Below are 16,465 nucleotides of genomic sequence, written 5' to 3'. Positions count from 1 at the left end.
CTCCTTTAAATATATTGCTTTTATAAATTCGCAAAAAAATTTGGAACCTAATGTGGAACCCAGAGCCGATTTTGAACATTATATAAAAAAGTCGGAAGTCGGCAGATGCCGATAAAATCGATGGTGCCTGAGGTCGGACTCGAACCGACACAAGGTTGCCCTTACCAGATTTTAAGCTTGGGGTTGTCTTTAAGCTCTTTAAGACTGCCTTTGACTTGCACTTTAAGGAGTTTTAAACTTTTTTGACTTTTAAAATCCCTTTCTTTTTCTTTAAAATAAAAAATGATCGTTAGCGCACATAACATGATCAAAAAAATCCCCACGATATACATCATTGCATGGATTTTTGTGTATAAAAACGATCCTAAAGAACTCCCTATAATCATGCTCATGCTCAAATAAGTGATTTGATTGTTTTTGGCTAAAAATTTGGATAAATCTTTTTTATTTTCTTTAATGTCTGTGATGAGCGAGGCTTCAATCGTGCCGCTAGAACATGCACTATACAAACCATACAACCCCCATGCTAAAAGCATGAGAATAAAATTGTCAAAAAAAGCACAAACGGAAAACTAGCGGTTAAAAACATTAGAGACAAGGAATAAGTTTTTACGGCTCATCAAATCCGCTAAAACACCGCTTGGGTATTCAGCCACTAGCACTCAAAAGCTAAAAAAGGTTTGCACGAGTAAGATTCCACTCAAACTAAGCCCTTTAGAAAGCAACAAGGGGGTTAAAATCGCATGAGGTAAACTTTGTGCGATCATTAAGAGAAAATTCGCCCCATAGTAAACTAAAATGTTTTTTCTTAAAATTTCCATTTGAAAATTGTAATTAAAACTATATAATACAGCGTTATATCTTTTAATTTAAGGGGTATTGATGCTAACACAATTAAAAACTTATCCAAAATTACTCAAACATTATGAAGAAATTAAAGAAATGCATATGCGCGACTGGTTTTCTAAAGATAAAGAGCGAGCGAGCCGTTATTTTGTGCAATTTGAAAGCTTGAGCTTGGATTATTCCAAAAACCGCTTGAATGACACCACCTTAAAGCTTCTTTTTGAATTGGCGAGAGATTGCTCTTTGAAAGAAAAGATTGAAGCGATGTTTAAAGGCGAAAAAATCAACACCACCGAAAAGAGAGCCGTTTTACACACCGCTTTAAGGAGCTTGAACGACACTGAAATTTTACTAGATAATATGGAAGTGTTAAAAAGTGTTCGGAGCGTTTTAAAACGCATGCGAGCCTTTAGCGATAGCGTGAGGAGCGGTAAAAGACTAGGCTATACCAACCAAGTGATCACCGATATTGTCAATATTGGTATTGGGGGGTCAGATTTAGGTGCACTAATGGTTTGCACGGCTCTAAAACGCTACGCCCACCCAAGATTAAAAATGCATTTTGTGTCTAATGTGGATGGCACACAGATTTTAGATGTTTTAGAAAAGCTCAATCCAGCCAGCACGCTTTTTATTGTGGCTTCTAAGACTTTTTCCACCCAAGAGACCTTAACTAACGCCCTAACCGCTAGAAAATGGTTCGTAGAAAGGAGCGGCGATGAAAAACATATCGCTAAGCATTTTGTGGCGGTATCCACCAATAAAGAAGCGGTGCAGCAATTTGGCATTGATGAGCATAACATGTTTGAATTTTGGGATTTTGTAGGGGGGCGTTATAGCTTGTGGTCAGCTATTGGCTTATCCATTATGATCTATTTAGGGAAGAAAAATTTTAACGCCCTTTTGAAAGGAGCGTATTTAATGGATGAACATTTTAAAAACGCCCCTTTTGAAAGCAATTTACCCGTTTTAATGGGATTGATTGGCGTGTGGTATATCAATTTTTTCAAATCCAAAAGCCACTTAATCGCCCCTTACGATCAATATTTAAGGCATTTCCCTAAATTTATCCAGCAATTGGATATGGAGAGTAATGGCAAACGCATCAGTAAAAAAGGCGAAACAATCCCCTATGACACCTGCCCTGTTGTTTGGGGTGATATGGGCATTAACGCCCAGCACGCCTTTTTCCAGCTCTTGCATCAAGGCACGCATTTAATCCCCATTGATTTTATCGCCTCTTTAGACAAAAAGCCTAACGCTAAAGGCCATCATGAGATTTTATTCAGCAATGTTTTAGCGCAAGCACAAGCCTTTATGAAAGGCAAAAGTTATGAAGAAGCGTTTGGCGAACTGCTTTCTAAAGGATTAGAAAAAGATGAAGCCAAAGATTTAGCCCACCATAGGGTGTTTTTTGGCAATCGCCCCTCTAATATCCTTTTATTAGAAAAGATCTCGCCAAGTAATATGGGGGCGTTGGTGGCTCTTTATGAACATAAAGTCTTTGTGCAAGGGGTTATTTGGGATATTAATAGCTTTGATCAATGGGGCGTGGAGCTTGGGAAAGAATTAGCCGTGCCGATTTTGCAAGAATTAGAAGGGCATAAAAGCAACGCTTTTTTTGACAGCTCTACCAAGCATTTAATAGAATTGTATAAAAATTATAACCAGTAAAAAGGCTAAATTAGATATGCAATTTTTGAATCAGTCTTTAGATTTTTTTAATAAAGGGTGCTTTGAACCCATTGATAGAAATTTCATTACAGAAAGCTGTCAAGCGTTAAAGCCAATTGAAAAAATTCAAAATAAATACAATAAACATGATAATGATTCATTTTTTAATGAGTTAAGAGACAGCATGGTGGCTTTATTTTTAGATTATGATCTTATCAATACCCAAAAACATGGTCTTGATGCTAAAAAAGTTCAAGGCAACGAATTTTTAGAGATCAAACAAGTATCCTTTCAAAGTAAGACTTGGAGTGCAACTTTTAATGACACCACTTTAGAAAAAGCCAAGGTTTTTTGTGATATTAAAACAACTTTAGCCGTGGGTGTGTGGAATAATATTTCTAATCTTTTATTCATTGTTTATGGGAAGCACCCTGAAATTGGCTTGTATTTAGAACAAAAAGTAAAAGAGTGCCATAATGGAAGCAGACGCTCAACTCAAACGATAGGAATCAGTAAATTAATCAAGGAATTTAGTTTCAAAATGAAACCCATTGATTTAAAAGAACAAGAGCTTATCAATCTTTTTAAGCTTAAATTTGGTAATTTTTCTTGGGGAAACTACCTTGCATAAAATTTTTATTATGGAAGCTTTGGAGTGTTTAAAAAGAATAGAAAAAGAAAGTATCCAAACTATCTATATAGACCCCCCTTATAACACCAAGAGTTCTAATTTTGAATATGAAGACACTCATGCTGACTACGAAAAATGGATTAAAGAACATTTGGTTTTAGCAAAGGCTGTGTTAAAACAAAGCGGTTGTATTTTTATTTCTATCGATGATAACCAAATGGCTGAAGTTAAAATCATTGCCAATGAAATTTTTGGAGTGCACAATTTTTTAGGCACTTTTATCACTAAACAAGCGACAAGATCTAACGCTAAACACATCAATATTACCCATGAGTATGTTTTAAGCTATGCCAAGAATAAAGCATACGCTCCTAGCTTTAAAATTTTACGAACGCTTTTACCTGTTTATGCTAAACCATTAAAAGATTTAATGCGAACGATTAAAAGCATTTTCAAACAAAAAGGGCAAGCCCAAGCCCAACTTGTCCTAAAAGAACAAATCAAAGAGCTATCCAAAAAAGAACATTTTAGTTTTTTAAAAAACTATAATTCAGTAGATGAGAAAGGTGAAATTTATTTTGCTAAAGATTTATCCACGCCTTCAAACCCACGCAGTGTAGCGATAGAAGAAATCAATCTTTTTTTAGAACCCTTAAAAAGTAGAGGATGGAGCAGCGATGAAAAGCTTAAGGAATTACATTATGAAAACAGACTGATTTTTAAGAATAAGCGCCCTTATGAAAAATACTATTTAAAAGAATCACAAGATAATTGTTTGAGTGTGTTGGATTTTTATAGCCGACAAGGCACAAGAGATTTAGAAAAATTAGGCTTAAAAGGGCTTTTTAAGACACCAAAGCCTGTAGAATTGATTAAATATTTATTGTTATGCTCCACCCCTAAAGATTCTGTCATTTTAGATTTTTTTGCAGGTAGCGGGACAACAGCGCAAGCAATTATAGAAGTTAATAAGGATTATCATTTGAATTGGTCATTCTATTTATGTCAAAAAGAAGAAAAAATTAAAAATAATCCGCAAGCTACTAGTATTTTAAAAAACAAGGGGTATCAAAACACGATTTCAAATATCATGCTTCTGCGTTTAGAAAAGATCATTAAAAGAAGTGAATACGAAATTTTAAATATGAAATTTTAAAAAACAAAATCTATTTTAAAGATTATTTTTCAAACCCCTACGCTTTATCAACACTCAAAATGGCAGCACTCGCTCTGGCTTTTTCGTTATTCAATTCAATTTTATCGCCAATTTTTAATTCCTCTAATTCTATCGCTTGATTGTTTTTACTCACAAACGCCCCGAATTTTGGCAATTTCAAATGCGCATGAGCGAGTTTAAGGGCGTTGTCTAGTGCATTCAATCGTTCTGTTTTAGTTTGTAAAAAAGGGCTTGTGGAAAGTTGGGTAGAAATTTTCTCTAAAAGCGTTTTTTTAAGGCGTAAAAATTCTAAGGTTTTATTTTCTAAAGCGATTTTTAATTTCTCTAGTTTTAAAGAATTTAAATGGTGCTTGTTTTCAAAACTCAATCGCTTTAAAGAAGCCGCTAAATGCTCTAAATGCACCTTTTTTTGATGGAGTAATATTTTAAAAGAGCGTTGCAATTTCAAGTTAAACCCATCAAGCTTTTGTTGCCATTCCTCGCTGCTAGGGAGTAAAATCTCCATCGCATTGGAAGGCGTAGAAGCCCTTAAATCCGCTACCGAATCGCTCAACAAAAAATCGCTCTCATGCCCAATAGCTGACATGCTGAAAGTTTTAGCCAAATACAATGCATCAGCGATTCTTTCATCATTAAAAGAATACAAATCCTCCATGCTCCCCCCACCTCTAGCCACCACAATCGCATCAAAAGCGTTTCTTGTGTTATAAAAACTATCCGCATAAGCGATACTCTCCACCACGCTTTGAACGCACCCCTCCCCTTGCATTAAAGTATTGATACAAACCAATTCACACATCGGCCATCGTTTGAAAGCGATCTTTTGCATATCCGCCCAAGCGGCTGAATTTTGAGAAGTGATGATTGCCACTCGTTTAGGAAAACTTGGTTTGGGTAATTTATTTTCTTTATCAAAATAGCCTTTAAGGCGTAATTTTTCTTTCAATTGCTCTAAAGCCAAAGCTAATGAACCCCAATCTTTAGGCTCTATTTCAAAGCAATTGATTTGATAATCCCCCCTTGGAGGATACACGCTAATAGCCCCAAAAACAGCCACTTCCTGCCCTTCTTTTAAGGCGAATTTAAGCTTACTAGCGTTCCCCCTAAACAAGGTGCATCGAATCACTGATTGGCTGTCTTTAAGCGAAAAATACGCATGGCCACTCACCTTATGGATAGTCAAATTACTCACTTCCCCTTGAACCCTAACTTGCAAAAAAGTCGCTTCCAAAAGGGCTTTAATTTTTGCATTGATTTCGCTCACGCTCAATGCGTCCATAAATTCCCCCTTTTATAGCAAACGAGTAATATCATTAAAAAGCCCTAAAAACATGACAAAAACCAAAAACCCCACCCCCACTAGCCACAACGCATTTTGCATGATCACAGGCAAAGTGATATTAAAAATACTTTTAAAAATAACCCCTAGTATTTGTGCTCCGTCTAAGGCTGGAATGGGTAGTAAGTTTAAAACCCCTAAATTGATAGACAAAAACGCCCCAAACAATAAAAGTGCATGAAAGCTATTGGCATGGCTTAACGCTCCCACAATGCCTACCACCCCACTCAATTCTTTGGCTGAAGTGCTTCCTATAATCAAACGCTTTAAAGAATCTATAATCAAATCAGCACCCTCTTTAAATTGGATCAAAGCCTTTTTAAACGCTTGAAACAAGGAATAAGAGACAACGCCTATTTTTTGCATATCCGGCTTAATGCCTATCGCTTTGTATTGGATCATTTCATTAGGATCGTTAGAATCGCTTAACATCGCCACAATTTTAGGGGTCAATCGTTTTTCTAAAATCTGGTTGTTTCGCTCTATTTCTAAAACCAACTCGCCTTGAGAACGCACCACTATCCCTCTAATCTCTCTAAAACTCACTATCTTTTTATGGTTGATAGAAAGGATTTTATCCCCCTTTAATAGCCCGGCTTCTAGCGCGTTATTTTCTAAATCGCCAATGACGGGCAGTAGGACTTTTTCCCCACTTAATGCCAGAAAAAAATACACTAAAATCGCAAAAAGAAAATTAAAAAACGCCCCCCCAAGCAATATCCATAGCTTTTGAGAAGGGCTTTTTTGCACATAGCTATCGCTACCCTCATTTATATCGCTTTCTTCTTTATCCATGCCCTTTAATTTCACATAGCCCCCAAGCGGGATCAAAGACAAAGCGAATTGCGTGTCAAAAAGCCTAAAAAACCAAAGTTTTTTACCAAAACCAATGCTAAAAACTTCTACTTTCACCCCACAAAGCCTGGCAATAGTGAAATGCCCTAACTCATGGACAAAGATCAAAAACGCTAGCATTAAAATCGCTGCAACCACCATCATACCCCTTTAGATGCAGGCTCTTGCGCGTTTGGATCTTTTATATTAGGCTCTTTTATGGTTGGTGCATTAGGGGGCGTGGGCGCTATGGGAGACTCTGTCGTTTTTAGGGGTTGGTTTTCTTGATTTTCTCGTGGGGGTTTTTGCCATAATTCCGTCAAAGCCGCCGCTTTTTTAGGATCCATTTTGGCTAAAATCTTGCCCAACTCTTGGGGCTTTAAAGCCATTAAAATTTCCAAAGCGTTTTGTACGGGTAAGTTTTCTAAAATCAAAGCCGATTTGGAATCTTTCATTTTAGAATAAGCTTCGCCAATCTTACCCTCTTTAGCCTGCTTGATTTGTCTTAAGATCTCTTCATCTTCTTTGAGCAAATTTTCAAGGCGTTTTTTTTCTGCAGCTTGCAAGTTTTTAAAGGCTTCTTCTTTAGCGGTTAGATTTTTTAGTTTTTCTTCTATTTCTTTTTCTTTCTGGTTTAATGATTCGTTTTTTTCTTCCAAAAGGCGGGCGTTTTCGGTTTGCAAGATCCTTAAAGACTGCTCTTTCTCGCTCAATTGGCGTAAATCGTCTTTCAATTGCGCTTTTTTAGATTCAAAAATCGCAGAACATTGCAACAATTCTTGCGTGGCTTCTTCGCTAAAAAGCGCTTGTAAAACAAAGCCTGTGAGTAAGATTTTACGCATGCAAACTCTCCTTTTGCCAATGTAAAATCATAGCGTTTTCATCTAAAAGAGCCTGCTCTTTTTTCTCCATGATTTCTTTTTCTTTTTGTTTTTCTTTTTCTAAAATGATTTTAGCTTTTTCTAGTTCCTGATTAGCCAAAAGATAGTCTTTTTCTAAAATTTTTAAACTTTCGTGCAAAATTTCGCATTCTTGTTGGTAATGCTCTATCTCTATCCTTAAAGCGCTTTTTAATTGTTGGGTTTGTAAAAAAAGGCTCATTCCCCCAAAATTAGGGTTTTTAAACGCACTCAAATCCATTTGTTTGCTTAAAATCTGTTGTTCATTTTGTTGCAACTCCAGGCGTTTGTTTTGAAGCTTTTGCTCTATTTTTTCTAACGCAAGAGTCTTTAATTGCACCAACACAGAAGCGAATTTTTTCATAGAAAAATCGTGTCTTCTCTTTCAGGGCTTGTAGAAATAAGGCGGATTTTTACCCCCACTTCTTCTTCAATAAAACGGATATACTCTCTAGTGTTTTGCTCTAAATCGTCTAATTTTCTCACCCCCACGCTTTTTTCCCAGCCCTTAAAAGTTTGATAAATCGGCACGCAATCTTTCAAATCGCTAGGGAAAGTCTCTAATTTTTCACCCCTTCTTTCATAAGCCACGCACACCTTAATTTCATTGATTCCGTCTAAAACATCTAATTTCATTAAAGCTAATTGCGTGCAACCATTCAAGGCGCAAGCGTATTTTAAAGCCACCAAATCCAACCAACCGCAACGCCTTGGGCGTTTTGTCGTCGTACCAAACTCAGCACCCCCAATTCTTAAATGATCCCCCATAGGCGTAGTGTCTTCACTAGGGAAAGGCCCATTCCCCACACGAGTGGAATAAGCTTTTGTGATACCTATAATCTCATTGATCGCTTTAGGGTTTAAGCCGGTGCTCACGCATGCACTAGCGCTCGTGGTGTTAGAGCTTGTGACAAAAGGGTAAGTCCCCAAATCAATGTCTAAAAGCGTGCCTTGCGCCCCTTCTAGTAAGATTTTTTCGCCCTTTTGATTGGCTTCTATCAGCATGCTGGTCGTGTCTTTGATAAAGGGGCGGATTTTTGGGGCATATTGTTCAAAATACTCCCTCAAATCTTTTTCGTAAGTTTCATTCAAATCATACGCTTCTTTAAAAGGCTCAATGGCTTTGAAATGCACCTTTAACTTTTCTTCTAAAATTCTATCGTCTAATAAATCCCCCATTCTTATTCCGCTCCTTGCCATTTTATCCTCATAGCAAGGGCCTATGCCTTTTTTAGTCGTGCCGATGTTTTGAGATTTTTCTTTAAAAGCGTCTTTTTGCACATGGTAGGGCAAGATCACATGGGCTCTATCGCTAACAAACAAACGATTTTCTAAATTTTCAAACATGCTGATTTCTTCGCACAAATCCTTAACGCTCACGACCACCGCGCTAGAAATGATATTCTTGCATTGAGAGTAGAGCACCCCTGAGGGCATTAAATGCAAAGAATGCTTAACCCCCTTATGCACAATGGTATGCCCTGCGTTATGCCCACCTTGATAGCGCACCACAAAGTCATAATCTTTAGCGATTCTATCCACAATTTTTCCCTTCCCCTCATCTCCCCACTGGATCCCTACAACGACATCTGCCATAAAATTACCCTTAAAATAAAGTAGATTGGATTGTTTAAAAGCTTATTAGAATAAAAGCAAAGCCCCAAAAAGAGCTTAAAAACCTATCGTGTAATTGATATAGAACGCATACAAACGCCTATAATCCACATCAGCCCCATTCGCCCTCAAATACTTTTGATTGATCGTTGGGATTTTCACGCCAAATTCCACCCCATGCTGAACGCTTTGAGACGCGCTCAAAAACCGGCGGTGCATGGTGCTTGCAAAATGAGCCCTTAAGCCCAGATTAAACAAAAACTGGAAATTCGTAGGAGTGGGTTTTTTTTGAAACGAGTTTTGGATTTGATTTTTTAAAGAGCTATCCCAAGTGGTGCCCGCTAATTGAATGCCCCCAAACACCCCAATATGCAAGGATTGATCGCTAAAAACCCTCCTAAAGATATTCCATAAAAAGTCCGTGCCCACACCATAAGTGAAGATATTGGCGTTAATGGTGCTATTAAGGTTGCCTAATTGCGTAAAGCCATAATCAAAGAAAGCGTAGTATCGTAAGCCTACATTTTTCTTACCCCCAAAAAATTGCTTATAGCCCATTTGAACGCCAATGCCATTACTCACCCCATGCTGAGAGCTTTTGCCTGACCCAAACTGAGGCAAATAAGGCTCATTGTATCCATTCAAGCTGTCTTTTAACTGCTGCAAATTCCCTTGATAAGCTCGGATCTGATTCATGATAGCTTGCACATCCGTTTGGAGTGCAACTCCTGTAGCACCGCTCTTATTCAAACTCGTTGCAATCGTGCCCAACTCTTCTGCAGAAGTGGCGTTAAAAAGTTGCATCCGTTCTAAAAGCCCATTTAAAAACGCCGAATCGCTGTTGATACTCACCCTCGTGAGCGCGTTCAAAAGCCCCACGCTCGCTGTGGCTAAAAGGTTGAAGTTGCTTTGAGCTTCATGGAGAGTTGTTATCGTTTTTGCATAGACTGCACCGATTTTGCTGTTATTATTACCACTAGTATTACTCGTTACTAGGTTATAGAGCAAATCGTTCAAATATGATTGCAAGGCTTGAATGGTATAAGCGTTTTTATCCGCTTCATAGCGTTGCTTGATTTGAGGGAGCAATTGCTTGAATTTGGTTAGTTGCGTGTTGCTAGTGTTACCCGCATTATCATCGCTGATGATTTGATCGCCTAACCCTAAAAGAGCGTTCATCATCGTGTTAGACGCTACCCTTAAAAGCCCATTACCCCCTGCAATGTCCACGCCCACTTGACGGAAGTCATTGATAACATTGTTCCTTAAGGTGCTGCCCTCATTATTGACGCTCTGTTGTGCAGCACCGATTTGATAGCCTATCCCCATATAAAAGCCATCGTATTCAGCTAACACCACGCTTAAAGGAAGGCTAAAAAGCAGAGCGGTTTTTAAAAGCCCTTTTTTGAGTGTTTGGTATTGACCCTTTTTCATTCTTGTATTCTCTATCTCTTTTGTATTCGCTTTTTTCATCAAGAGCCCTCCTTAAAAACCCACTGCATAGCCCACATAGAAGCTAAAATTACGCATATAGCTCGCGCTTGAGCCTTGAGCCTTAAAATACTGATGGGCGATGACAGGGATTTTCACCCCAAATTCCAACCCCTGATCGACCCTTTTCTTACGAATCTTCCTTTTTGCAAAGTTGGTGCGCACGCCTAGATCGAATAAAAACTGAAACGAAGTGGAATTGATTTTAGGCTTTGCCCCATCCAACAAGTGCACCACATTAGAATCCCAAGTTTGCCCAGCGATTTGTGCACCCACAAAAAGACCGATTGAGGTTTTTTCTCTTCTTCTAGAGCGTTCAAAGAAATTGTATAAAAAGTCCGTCCCTACCCCATAAGTCACCAAATTGGTTCCCACCTTTAAACTCGTATCGCCAAAACTCGCATAGCCATAATCCACAAACCCATAATACCTTAAGCCAATATTTTTCTTTTCAGTGAAAAATTGCTTATAGCCAATTTTGGCTCCAAAGCCGTTCATGCTCGCTGATCGATAATCTTTAGTGGAAGAAAGATTAGGGATATAAGAAATTTTATAAAGGGATTTAGACGCATTTTCAAACTGGGCTAAATTATACCTAACCAAAGCTTTTGATCGCTCTAGCCCTTGCTGGTAATTTGAATTGGTCAAGCACGATGATACATTATTGTTACAAATATTTTGTTCAACAAAATCCCCTAACCCTAAAGTATCTTTGGCTAAAGAAACGCCGTTATTCACTAAAGCGTCAAGCTGGCTGATGGTAGAATCCGCTCCTATCAAGCTCGCTTGCGAAGTGAATTTTTGCATACCTGTAGCAATATCGCCCACGCTCACACCGTTGTATTCGCCATTTGTCCCATTCGTGCCTAAGAGCATGGTTTCCATCAAATTTTGGTATAGATTGTTGTTAGTGTTTTGCTTCAAACCCACCTGCCCTAACGCAAAAACAACGCTTTTAGCCGCTAAAAGCATGCCGTCTGTGATATTGACCTCTTGACCCCCTACATCTATCGCTAAAGGTTTAACGATATTTTGATCGGCATATTGTTGAGACAAATTTAATAATCCCCCTAAAATGCCTATGGATGCTGCCAATTGTTCTAGGGCTGGATTTGTTTCAGTTTGTGCACTTTGCGACCGCCCTGCTTGCATCGTGCCGTTTGCACCTGCAACAAGAGTTTTAGCCTTATTCGCTAGCATGTCCAAGTAGAAAGCTAAAGGAACGGCAGCGGTTTGCAATCTCAAAGCCCCATCTTTTAGCGATTGTTTTAAATTTTGCGCTTGGATATAGCCTGGATTTTTCAATTCCTGTCTGGCCAAACTCGTCTGGTAATCAATGACAAAAAACACCCCATCTTCTTCAGCGTTACACAAACACATGCTCGCCAATAATAAAGAAAGGGTGATCATTTTCTTAAAGGAGTGGTTTTTCAAAAAGATCCTTTTACTTGTAGTTAATGGACGATTTTAACTCAATGCAATACAAAAATCTTTTAAATTGTAAAATAATCATTCTTAGTTTGCTCTTAAGCAAGCGTTTCAAAAAAGCATGAAATTGACATTTTTTACACAAAATGCTATAATCGTCTTTCTCTTAAATCTTGTCTGCTTTTTTATTCTCGCTTTTTAAGTGGGGTGTTAGCTCAGTTGGGAGAGTGCAACGCTGGCAGCGTTGAGGTCAGGGGTTCGAACCCCCTACACTCCACCATTATTCTCTCAAAATTGCTCTTTTAAAATTATCGCTTGTTACACAATCTCTTTTTGCTATCCATCTTAAAAAGCGCTTTGAGTGTTTTTTGCTAGTATTACTTAATAATTGATTATAATCTTAAAAATTGTTTTAGGGAGTTTGAGCGTAAATAGTTTGTTTAAAATGCGTATTCTTAGTTTTAAAAAGAATAAGCGAGCGGTTTTTTCGCTCTATCTTTTTATCGCTTTGTTAGTGCTTTCTCTTTGAGTCCCCTTGTGGGTGAGTGAGTACCCCTTATTTATCTATAAGGATAATAAGGCGTATTTCCCCATGTTTAAAGACTATGCGGTAGTGGAGTTTGGAGGCAATTTTTTCACCCCTACGGATTATAACGATGCTTATGTGAAAAACACACTTTTAAAAGACGCTTTCATTATCCATGCACTCATCCCTTATAGCTATGATGCGATCATTATGGATTTAGACTCGCCTACCCCAAACCCCCAAGCTTCAAACACCTTTTAGGCACAGACGATCAGGCTAGAGATGTGTTAGCAAGGCTAGTTTATGGCTATCGTGTTTCTTTAGTGTTTGGGATTTTACTCACGCTTTTTAGCATTATCATCGGCGTGAGTTTGGGGGCGTTTCAAGGGTATTATGGAGGGTTAGTGGGTTTATTGGGGCAAAGGTTGAGCGAGATTTGGAGCACGATCCATATGCTTTTTTACTCATTGTGATTTCTAGTGCGTTCAATTCTAATTTTTGGATCATTTTATTTTTAGTCTTGCTTTTTAGCTGGATGGGGCTTTCTCAAGTCGTGTGCACGGAGTTTTTAAAAGCAAGGAATATGAACTCCACCAAAGCCGCTAGAGTGCTTGGGGTGAATGATTTAAAAATCATTTTTTCCATGTCTTACCCAACGCTTTAGTGGCGACGATCACTTATGTGCCGTTTTTAATGGCGGCTAGTATTTCCACTTTAGTGTCTTTAGATTTCTTGGGTTTTGGCATGCCTATAGTGAGCGCGAGTTTGGGCGAATTAGTCAATCAAGGCAAAAACAACCTCACCACCTCACCACGCCTCATTTAGCCATCGTTGCGTTTGTGGCGATTAGCTTGTTGCTTTCTGTTTTGGTGTTCATTGGCGAAGTGTTGTTTGAAAAAACCAACCTTTTACAAGGAAGCGAAGCGTTTATGCAAGATTTAAGGGGCAATGCGATCGTTTATATCGCTCAAGACCCCCTATCTAGCCTAAATCCTTTGCATAAAATCGGCAAGCAAATGAGTGAAGCTTATTTTTGCACCGCAAAAACGCTTTTAAAACAAGAAGTTTTAAACGCCATGAAACAAGTCCAGCTGGCGGAGACCAACGCCAAAGGGTGTGTATCGCTATGGGCATTATTAACGCACCCAAACTGCTCATTTGCGATGAACCTACCACCGCCCTAGATGCACAAATCCAAAACCAGATTTTAGACTTGCTCAAGCAATTAAGCATGGAGAAAAACATCGCCCTTTTATTCATTAACCATGATTTGAGTGCGGTCAAACGCTTAGCCGATAGGGTTTATGTGTTGAAAAAAGGCGAACTCGTAGAAACTAATCTGACTAAGAGCTTTTCAGTAACCCCAAGCACGAATATCCAAAACTCCCGCTCCAAGCCTCAAACTTGCCTGCTAAAAAATTAAAGGCGTTAGATGAGACGCTTTTAGAGGTGAAGGATTTTAGCGTTTATTATTTGCAAAAACGCTTTTTTTAGGACTTCTTTAAAAAAGCCCCTTATCGCTTCAGTGGATTTTTCTCTCAAAGCTAAAGAAAATATCGGTATCATCGGTAGAAGCGAGAGCGGAAAAATCTCTTTGGCACTAGGGCTTTTAAAGCTCGCTTTAAACAGCGGTGAAGAAAAGATTTTAGGCGAAAGCATGGGGTCTTTAAACTCCAAAGCGTTCAAACCCTACCGCAGGATCTTGCAAATGGTATTTCAAGACCCTTACGCTTCATTAAACCCTCGCTTAAGCATCCAAAGCATTTTAACTGAGGCTTTGTGCTTTGCTTACCCTAAAGCTTCCAAAGAAGAATGGCATAATTTAGCCAAACTTCGTTTAGAATAAGTGCACTTAAACCCAAAACTGATCAATTTTTACGCTTATGAATTGAGTGGTGGGGAGTGCCAAAGAGTGGCGATCGCTAGAGCGATTGCTTTAAAACCTAAAATCATTCTTTTAGATGAGCCCACTTCCTCTTTGGATAAAAGCATTCAAAAAAGCGTGCTGGAATTATTGTTGAATTTGCAAGAAAAACAAGACTTGAGCGATTTGTTTATTAGCCACGATTTGGATGTGATCAAAACTTTTTGCGATAAAGCGCTAGTGATAAGTGAGGGGAAAGTCGTAGAAACAAGCACCATTAAAGAAGTGTTTGAAAACCCCAAACACGATTATACCAAGCGTTTGTTAGAATCTAGGCTTTAGGGTTTTGTTTCAATGAAACGCTACGCTCAAAACCTTATTTTAGTTTTTAAAATGGGTTTTTGACTACTTTGTTTATAAACAAAACTCATAAGGGGGTATTTTAATTCTCCTAACCCACAAAGACCGCATTGATTAGATTTTTCAATTTCTACAAACAAAACAAAGAAACTTGATAAGGGGCTGTTTTTAAATAAGGGTAGTTGTCAATAAAAAATGAAAACACCTTGGATTCTTTAGGCAAGATCTTTTCTTTAAAAGTTTTGGTATAGCTTTTTTTGACAAACAATTTAAAAGCCCGCTCTTCAACAAAATTATGAGGGTTTTTAAGAACTTCTAAGCGTAAAAAGCATTTGTTTAAACTGAATTTGGAATTGTTTTTGACTTCCACTTGCAAAGAAAAGGCGTTGCTATAATTTAGGGGGTTAGCGTGTAAAATGCGTGTTTCTATGGGGTAAATCGCTTGAGTGAGTAAAAATTGTAAGACAAAAGGCATGCTTAAAAACGCACCCAAAAAAGCTACTGCCACTATATAACTGACCAAGCGGTTTTTTAAAAGCAAAGCCAAAAGGAGCAAAATTGCACAAAAAAGGATCAAAACGCTCGCTGTTAAAACGCTAATTAAAGTCGCTTGGCTCAAAAAACCCTTAAAAGACTCCAAAAAAGCTTGGACAAAGGCAAGAGACACCATGCGTTTTTAAGGCTCTTTAGTCTCAGCAATACTAGATTTAACCTTACTTTTAGTGTCAATCCAAATATTAGGCACAGCCCCACCTGGAGTGAGCATGATCTGGGCGTTATTATTCGTTTTTAACGCTTCATTAAACTGACCTTGAACTTCAATTTGGCGCAGTCTCAAAAGCTTGTCGCTCAAACTCTGTGAAATGCTTAAATTGGCTTGAGATTTTGCCTTAGCTTCAATCACGATCGCATCTGCCACACCCTGAGCCTTAATCCTATTAGCGTCCGCCTCCCCTTTAGCTAAAGCGGCTTGTTTTTGGGCTTCTTGCTTGGAGCGTTCCACCTCGTATTTCACCCTCTCTGATTCTTGGCGCGCGATTTGGACTTTTTCAATTTGCTCTTTAATTTTAGTGGGCAAAACGATTTCTCTCAATTGGATAGAGCTTAATTCCACAGGGGCGTTAGGGAGTTTGGAGACTTCTTTATTGATACCACTATTGATAAGAGCGGCGATCTCGTTGCGCTTAATAGGTAAATCTTCAGCCGGATAGCGCCCCACGACAGAGCGTACCACATCGCGCACCACAGGATTGATGATTTTTTGCTCCCAAGACAAGCCATAAGTGGCGATCGTTTGGGGGGTGGTTTGAGGATTTAGGCGGTATTGCACGGTGAGTTCAATAGAAACGGTCAAACCCCTACTATCCATCACATTAATAGCGTCGTTTCTAAAAATCCCTTGATTTTTACCGGCCACGCCCATGTCTTCGGTGCGTGAGAAATTGATATTCCTAATTCTTGTATCTACAATGAGAATGTCTTGAATGATAGGCACAAAAAAGTGGATTCCCGGCTGCAAGGGGGTGGGTTCGTATTTCCCAGCGGTGATTTTAATGCCAATTTCTCCTGAGCTAATCACTTCAAAAGGCTTGGCTAAAAAAGCGATAACGCCCAAAAGGACAAGGACAATCAAAACCGATATTTTTTTAGAGCCAAAGGAATTAGACGGCGGAGTGAAACGCCCTCCATTATTAGATCCATCAGGCGTGGGGTTGTTTGGGGGTCTTTGAGAATTTTTCTTTTTTAAATGCTCGTTCAAATCAATGGGCATGAGTTTCCTTT

The 16,465-nt window shown here is 38.6% G+C and carries 12 protein-coding genes, 1 tRNA gene and 3 pseudogenes; 6 read left to right on the top strand and 10 right to left on the bottom strand.

The annotated features are described in order from the left end of the window. Window positions 1–167 precede the first annotated feature (167 nt). A pseudogene (locus tag DYI00_RS00820) lies at window positions 168–815 on the bottom strand (MFS transporter); the annotation flags it as partial. Between the two features lie 67 nt (window positions 816–882). On the opposite strand from DYI00_RS00820, the gene pgi reads away from it, so the two are divergent. From pgi to DYI00_RS00805, 3 genes are read left to right on the top strand one after another with little or no spacing between them, the layout of a single operon-like run. Next, window positions 883–2,520, top strand: coding sequence for a glucose-6-phosphate isomerase (gene pgi / locus DYI00_RS00815; protein WP_011578174.1), 1,638 nt, complete (start codon window positions 883–885; stop codon window positions 2,518–2,520). Between the two features lie 16 nt (window positions 2,521–2,536). Continuing rightward, on the top strand, window positions 2,537–3,151 hold the full coding sequence (locus DYI00_RS00810; RefSeq protein ID WP_011578175.1) for a hypothetical protein: 615 nt from the start codon (window positions 2,537–2,539) through the stop codon (window positions 3,149–3,151). Continuing rightward, entirely contained in the window at window positions 3,144–4,307 is a 1,164-nt protein-coding gene (locus DYI00_RS00805; protein ID WP_081430811.1) for a DNA methyltransferase, read from the top strand. Before DYI00_RS00810 ends, DYI00_RS00805 begins: the two co-directional genes overlap by 8 nt. A 37-nt stretch (window positions 4,308–4,344) precedes the next feature. Here the strand turns inward: DYI00_RS00805 and xseA are convergent, their stop codons facing one another. The 7 genes from xseA to DYI00_RS00770 all read right to left on the bottom strand — a co-directional run bounded on the left by xseA (window position 4,345) and on the right by DYI00_RS00770 (window position 11,939). Continuing rightward, entirely contained in the window at window positions 4,345–5,607 is a 1,263-nt protein-coding gene (gene xseA / locus DYI00_RS00800) for an exodeoxyribonuclease VII large subunit (protein ID WP_104709193.1), read from the bottom strand. A 12-nt stretch (window positions 5,608–5,619) separates the two neighbouring features. After that, window positions 5,620–6,666, bottom strand: a complete 1,047-nt coding sequence (gene rseP, locus DYI00_RS00795; protein ID WP_041600220.1) for an RIP metalloprotease RseP — start codon at window positions 6,664–6,666, stop codon at window positions 5,620–5,622. Then, complete coding sequence (locus DYI00_RS00790) at window positions 6,663–7,343, bottom strand: MotE family protein (RefSeq protein ID WP_011578179.1); 681 nt, start codon at window positions 7,341–7,343, stop codon at window positions 6,663–6,665. Before DYI00_RS00790 ends, rseP begins: the two co-directional genes overlap by 4 nt. Next, window positions 7,336–7,764, bottom strand: coding sequence for a flagellar export protein FliJ (locus tag DYI00_RS00785; protein WP_011578180.1), 429 nt, complete (start codon window positions 7,762–7,764; stop codon window positions 7,336–7,338). Before DYI00_RS00785 ends, DYI00_RS00790 begins: the two co-directional genes overlap by 8 nt. Continuing rightward, window positions 7,761–8,996, bottom strand: coding sequence for an adenylosuccinate synthase (gene purA, locus DYI00_RS00780; RefSeq protein ID WP_011578181.1), 1,236 nt, complete (start codon window positions 8,994–8,996; stop codon window positions 7,761–7,763). The genes DYI00_RS00785 and purA overlap by 4 nt, the downstream gene beginning before the upstream one ends. A gap of 75 nt (window positions 8,997–9,071) precedes the next feature. After that, window positions 9,072–10,487 carry an outer membrane protein gene (locus tag DYI00_RS00775; protein WP_104709194.1) on the bottom strand — a complete coding sequence of 472 codons (1,416 nt, stop codon included), beginning with the start codon at window positions 10,485–10,487 and terminating at the stop codon, window positions 9,072–9,074. A gap of 12 nt (window positions 10,488–10,499) precedes the next feature. Then, a complete protein-coding gene (locus DYI00_RS00770; RefSeq protein ID WP_104709195.1) occupies window positions 10,500–11,939 on the bottom strand; it encodes an outer membrane protein in 1,440 nt (479 codons plus the stop codon). 198 nt (window positions 11,940–12,137) lie between these two features. Between DYI00_RS00770 and DYI00_RS00765 the strand changes: the two genes are divergently transcribed. The 3 genes and pseudogenes from DYI00_RS00765 to DYI00_RS00755 all read left to right on the top strand — a co-directional run. Then, window positions 12,138–12,213: transfer RNA gene (locus DYI00_RS00765), tRNA-Ala, on the top strand. Window positions 12,214–12,354: 141 nt separating this feature from the next. Next, window positions 12,355–13,343, top strand: a pseudogene (locus tag DYI00_RS08665) (ABC transporter permease subunit); the annotation flags it as partial. Further along, window positions 13,338–14,665 (top strand): annotated as a pseudogene (locus DYI00_RS00755) (ATP-binding cassette domain-containing protein); the annotation flags it as partial. The pseudogenes DYI00_RS08665 and DYI00_RS00755, both read left to right, overlap by 6 nt. A 148-nt stretch (window positions 14,666–14,813) precedes the next feature. On the opposite strand, the gene DYI00_RS00750 reads toward DYI00_RS00755, so the two are convergent. Together DYI00_RS00750 and DYI00_RS00745 are read right to left on the bottom strand one after the other, a co-directional pair. Continuing rightward, window positions 14,814–15,353: a DUF2393 family protein gene (locus tag DYI00_RS00750; RefSeq protein WP_011578193.1), complete on the bottom strand. Its 540-nt coding sequence runs from the start codon at window positions 15,351–15,353 to the stop codon at window positions 14,814–14,816. 6 nt (window positions 15,354–15,359) lie between these two features. Then, window positions 15,360–16,454, bottom strand: a complete 1,095-nt coding sequence (locus DYI00_RS00745; protein WP_011578194.1) for a prohibitin family protein — start codon at window positions 16,452–16,454, stop codon at window positions 15,360–15,362. Window positions 16,455–16,465 lie beyond the last annotated feature (11 nt).

Origin of the sequence: Helicobacter acinonychis, assembly GCF_900461455.1 — a bacterium.
Taxonomy (GTDB): domain Bacteria; phylum Campylobacterota; class Campylobacteria; order Campylobacterales; family Helicobacteraceae; genus Helicobacter; species Helicobacter acinonychis.
Note: the sequence above shows the minus strand (reverse complement) of the source record. Positions and strands in the feature narration are given on the sequence as shown.